Origin of the sequence: Halomonas sp. 707B3, from assembly GCF_024158645.1 — a bacterium.
GTDB classification, from domain to species: Bacteria; Pseudomonadota; Gammaproteobacteria; order Pseudomonadales; family Halomonadaceae; genus Vreelandella; species Vreelandella lionensis.
In genome coordinates this window covers 1-4,942 of record NZ_JAMZBE010000206.1, presented here as the reverse complement: position 1 = coordinate 4,942, position 4,942 = coordinate 1, and the positions used below count along the sequence as shown (strand labels likewise).

Genomic DNA, 4,942 nt, shown 5'->3' with positions numbered 1-4,942 from the left:
ATGATTTTTTCTTCATTGATGTTGTCGATCTTGCCATGGTTCACCTCATCGTAACGTATGACGTTCTTGAGGTGTCCACCGTTACTGGGCAGGATCATTGCTACTGCTGGGCCTTCAGCCTGGGGTGAGTATGTTGGAGACGAACCTTGACCTGACGTACACCATTATTTGGTCGTTAGCTTTGGCGAATATCTTAGGCGCTGCGCTCTGTTTAGGTTTAGCGCGCCCGGTGGCTAGCTTAACGCGAGTGCCGTTCGTGATTTTAGCGCCGCTGATTACCATCTTGATTCTCTTTGCGGCCTACCAAGCAACGCGCTCGCTGGGGGATCTCTTTGCACTCGGTATCATTGGCGCGATTGGTGTGCTGTTCAAGCAGGCGAATTGGTCTCGTCCTGCCTTCTTGATTGGTTTTGTGCTCGCGCCCGGTGCCGAAGCGTACTTCTATCAAGCTGCCCAGTTTCAGGGGGCTGAGGCCTTTATGCGGCCTGGCGTGCTGATCATTGGTGCTCTGATTGCGGCATCACTGCTACTCCCGCCTCTACGCAGCTACTTGAAAAAGCGCCGCCAAGCAAATGAACCCATGACCCATGAGCTTCAGGAGGAAGTGGCTCCGCTGGCACTGGGCGTGATCGATGTCGTGTTGCTGGTTAGCCTATTAGCAGTGGCGGGGTACACGTGGTGGGCCTTTGCGGATCTTTCCATGCTGGGTGGCATTATGCCTAGGCTGGCGATTGCCATTATTGTCGCGGCGTGCGTGATGGAAATTATCAGAACGGTCATCAAGCCGATGAAGTGGCAAACGCAGACATTGAGTCAGCAGTTGATTTGGGTCGCCGGTTTCTTCGCATTAATAGGCAGTGTGATGGTGCTGGGCTTCCTATTTGCCGCTGCGGTATTTTGCCTAGGGTTCTTACTGGTGGTGGCACGGATGAAACCAGTAGCTGCCGTGGGGCTGGCGGCGGGCGTCACGCTATTTCTGATGGGGATGGCCAACCTGCTAACGCTGACCTATCCGACAGGAATGTTGGCGGGACTGTAAAACGGCGCGAGCTAAAGACGAACTCACAAAAAGCCACCTATGTGGCTTTTTGTGTTTAAGTGATAGCAACAAAACAAGAAGCGTTATTGCTTGACGCGCTGTGCCATCAGCGTGATCTCCACGGTACTGCCACCGCAAATGTGGGGTGATTCAGTACAAGTTCGCGCTGGGTAGCGCCCTGGCTCAAAAAATTCGGCGTAGATGCTGTCTAGAGCATTGATCTGTTTTAGGTCAGTTAGGTGAACATCCACGCGAACCACGTCCGCAAGGCTGCTACCTTCTTGCACCAACATACGTTCCAGCTCGCGCATCACTAAGCGGGTTTCTTCTTTGACATCGCCACGGGAGGCGCTGCCGTTGGAAAGGTCGGCGACTGTCAGGCCAGAAATAAAAATATAGTGATCGTCAACTACCATGTGACTACCCGGAAAACTGGGTTTTGGCAGGGTAGGGTCGTTGATGAACTGTGTCATGTGCTCTCCTTGGCATTAAGGCTCAAATAAAGCGGCCTAATTGCTTCTGACTCGTTACTTTTGTAGTCGTTCAATAATGAGTAACAGTTAAAAATCCAATGGTTTGCGCAAATACTCCGCTAAAAAATCAATGAGCAACCGCACTCGAATCGGCGTGTATTGGCTGTAAGGATAAACCGCATAAATATCAGCGTTAGGTAAAGCGTAGTCAGGCAGTAAGCGAATCAGCTTGCCGCTTTTCAAATGTTTCACAACATCCCACTCTGCCCGAACCGTCACGCCCATCCCTTGCAGTGTCCAGTGTAAAACGGTTTCACCATCGTTAGCGCTTAGCGAACCAGCCACTTTGACGTGGTGATGCTCGTTCTCTTTAATAAACGTCCAGTTGCCATAGGTGTCATCGTTTTGACGTAAAAATAAACAGTTATGTTGAGCAAGCTCACGTGGATGTTCAGGGGTGCCCGCTTTTTTTAAATAGCGAGGAGCCGCACATAGCCACCGTTGGTGGGTGACCAATTTACGGGCGTGCAGCGTGGAGTCAGGTAAGTTGCCAAAACGGATGCACACATCAAATGAGCGCTCAATGAGATTTACCGGGTGATCCGTTAAATAGAGCTGGCAGTCAATTTGTGGATAGTCACGCACAAACTGTGAGATGGCATCTGCCATATACTTTCGTCCAAATCCAAACGGTGCATTAATCCGTATGGTCCCTTCTGCGCCAGTGCTCTGCTGGCGGATCGCACGTCGCATCGTCTCCATTTCACGGCTAATTTTCTGTGCATATTCAAGATATAGCTGCCCGCTGCTAGTGAGGCTCATAGCTCTTGTAGATCGAATAACTAGCTGACAACCCATGTTTTTTTCAATTTGAGCTAGTCGTTTGCTAGCCGCCGCCGAAGAAATATCCAGCGCTTTCGCAGCGTTTGAAATACTGCCTTCCGCGCAAAGTAAAATAAAAAAATCGAGTTCAGATACGCTGCTCATTATTAACTCTTAGGTTATATCTAAATTAACTCTGAGTTTATTGCCGAATTCTTATGATGTCACCTAGGATGCGTTCAGTCCCTAGCAATAAGCCCTTAACAAGCAGGAGCATCCAATGCGTACACATAACGTGGCAGTCATCCCTGGTGATGGTATCGGTACAGAAGTGATTGGCGCTGGTAAAAAAGTGCTTGAAGCGTTGGCGAAGAAAAGCGGTGACTTCGCCTTTAATTTCGAAGAGTTTGACTGGAGTTCCCAGCGCTATCTGGATCAAGGCCAGTATATTCCCGAGGGCGGCCTAGAAAAATTAGCGACGTTTGATGCCATTTACTTTGGTGCAGTGGGCAGCCAGCAAGTACCCGACCATATTTCACTTTGGGAGCTGCGGTTAGCTATTTGTCAGGGTTTTGACCAATACGCCAATGTTCGTCCTGCGCGTGTATTACCGGGAGTCAACAGCCGGTTACAGCATGCTGACAAGATTGACTGGGTGATTATTCGTGAAAACAGCGAGGGTGAGTACTCAGGTAATGGTGGTCGCGTTCACCGTGGGCTACCGGATGAAGTAGCGACAGAAGTGTCGATTTTCTCTCGCAAAGGTATTGAGCGTATCCACCGTTTTGCCTTCGAGATGGCCCAAAGTCGGCCCCGTAAACAGCTTACTCTGGTTACTAAATCTAATGCTCAACGCCACGGTATGGTGCTGTGGGATGAGGTTTTCTTTGAAGTCGCTAAAGAGTATCCCGATGTTTCTATTGACCGCGAGTTGGTAGATGCGGTGACCACGCGCATGGTGTTGAAGCCCGACACGCTAGACGTGGTGGTGGCGACTAATTTGCACGCCGATATTCTTTCTGATTTAGCCGCTGCACTTTCAGGCAGTCTGGGGATTGCGCCCACTGCAAACCTTAATCCAGAACGTCAGTTCCCCTCGATGTTTGAGCCCATCCACGGTTCTGCCTTTGACATTGCGGGGCAGGGCATAGCTAACCCTGTAGGTTCTTTCTGGACCGCTGTCATGATGCTGGAGCATCTGGGCGAACAGTTAGCCGCTGAGCGTCTTATGGCAGCCATTGAGCGTCTAACGGCTTCAGGATTACAGACCAAGGATCTTGGAGGTACGGCTACTACCCACGATGTCACTCTCGCTATTTGTTCTGATATTGAAAGCCAGGCGTAAGCAATCGTAATGAACATCTTGATAGCGCCAGATAGCTATAAAGGATCGCTTAGCGCGACTGAAGCCGCTGCAGCCATGGCGCGTGGTTTCAAGCGCGGCTGCCCTGATGCTCAGATTACTCAATGCCCGCTTGCTGATGGCGGAGAAGGGACATTGGATGTTCTGTTAGTCAGCGGTCATGCCACGCGGCAAACGCTTTCTGTAATTGATGCATATGGTCGTGAGCATCAGGCGGCTTGGGGGTGGGATGAGCAGAATGCGACGGCATTTATTGAACTGGCGCAGGCAAGTGGGTTATGCGCTGATATGGCGAGCAAGCCAGGTGCTGTGGAGTGTGCTAGCACCTTTGGCGTTGGCCAGCTTATCCGCGCAACGCTGGATAAACAGGTCCAGCATATTGTGCTGACGTTAGGAGGAAGCGCTACCAACGACGCCGGTGCAGGCATGTTGACGGCCCTAGGCGCACAGCTTCTGGATGCAGAGGGCCACTGCCTACCTTTGGGAGCCGCCGCACTTGAAAGGGTTCAGCGCGTGGCGCTGGATGCGCTAGACCCCAGGCTTGCCAGCGTGTCATTTACTGCGGCTGTGGATGTTAGTAACCCTTTGCTCGGTCAAGACGGGGCCACCGCAATCTTTGGGCCACAAAAAAGGAGTCGCGGCAGGCTCGGTCACAAGGTTGGATCTCGCATTAGCGAACTTTGCACGGTGTCTTTGTCTGGCGCTGGATAAACCATTGGTCGATTTTCCTGGTGCGGGCGCGGCCGGGGGAATGGGCTTTGTCGCCCAGGTTGCGCTGAATGCTGAGCTAACGCCCGGTATCGAGCTTGTGATGAAGCACAGCCAATTTGCTCTCCTTTTAAACGAGTGCGATTGGGTGGTGACGGGAGAAGGGCAGTTAGACGGGCAGAGCCTTGCAGGGAAAACGCCTATCGGCGTCTCTAAAGCAGCGGCTATTCAGGGCGTGCCCGTTGTGGTGCTGGCAGGCGGTTTGGGTACTGGCTGGCAGAACGCCTATCAAATGGGTGTCACCGCTGCGTTTTCACTGGTAGACGGCCCTGTCTTACTTGCCGATGCCATCGCCCAGAGCGCCAAGCTGATTGAAGATCGCTGTGAATCGTTGGCGCGCTTAATGAAGGTGAATCACTTAAGCAACCTACCCAAGGAGTGAATCGCCCCGGATATTCTAGACACCCGTTAGGCTCTTAAAGTAACGCCTTTCATACTCAACCGGTGACAAGTTATCACTTGTGCTGTGTCGGCGCT

The 4,942-nt window shown here is 51.7% G+C and carries 6 protein-coding genes; 4 read left to right on the top strand and 2 right to left on the bottom strand.

Annotated features, from left to right (window positions below):
* Window positions 1–97 precede the first annotated feature (97 nt).
* Entirely contained in the window at window positions 98–1,039 is a 942-nt protein-coding gene (locus BIS10_RS17395; protein WP_301282089.1) for a tripartite tricarboxylate transporter permease, read from the top strand.
* 83 nt (window positions 1,040–1,122) lie between these two features.
* On the opposite strand, the gene BIS10_RS17390 is transcribed toward BIS10_RS17395, so the two are convergent.
* Window positions 1,123–1,512 (bottom strand): RidA family protein, encoded by a 390-nt coding sequence (locus tag BIS10_RS17390; RefSeq protein ID WP_083023468.1) that lies wholly within the window; start codon window positions 1,510–1,512, stop codon window positions 1,123–1,125.
* 87 nt (window positions 1,513–1,599) lie between these two features.
* A complete protein-coding gene (locus BIS10_RS17385) occupies window positions 1,600–2,499 on the bottom strand; it encodes a LysR substrate-binding domain-containing protein (protein ID WP_083023465.1) in 900 nt (299 codons plus the stop codon).
* Between the two features lie 115 nt (window positions 2,500–2,614).
* Between BIS10_RS17385 and BIS10_RS17380 the strand changes: the two genes are divergently transcribed.
* The 3 genes from BIS10_RS17380 to BIS10_RS19090 are packed head-to-tail and all read left to right on the top strand — an operon-like array spanning window position 2,615 to window position 4,847.
* A complete protein-coding gene (locus tag BIS10_RS17380; RefSeq protein WP_253507180.1) occupies window positions 2,615–3,679 on the top strand; it encodes a tartrate dehydrogenase in 1,065 nt (354 codons plus the stop codon).
* 9 nt (window positions 3,680–3,688) lie between these two features.
* Window positions 3,689–4,408 (top strand): glycerate kinase, encoded by a 720-nt coding sequence (locus BIS10_RS19095; RefSeq protein ID WP_392567197.1) that lies wholly within the window; start codon window positions 3,689–3,691, stop codon window positions 4,406–4,408.
* On the top strand, window positions 4,314–4,847 hold the full coding sequence (locus tag BIS10_RS19090) for a glycerate kinase (RefSeq protein ID WP_392567196.1): 534 nt from the start codon (window positions 4,314–4,316) through the stop codon (window positions 4,845–4,847). Before BIS10_RS19095 ends, BIS10_RS19090 begins: the two co-directional genes overlap by 95 nt.
* Window positions 4,848–4,942: the final 95 nt, after the last annotated feature.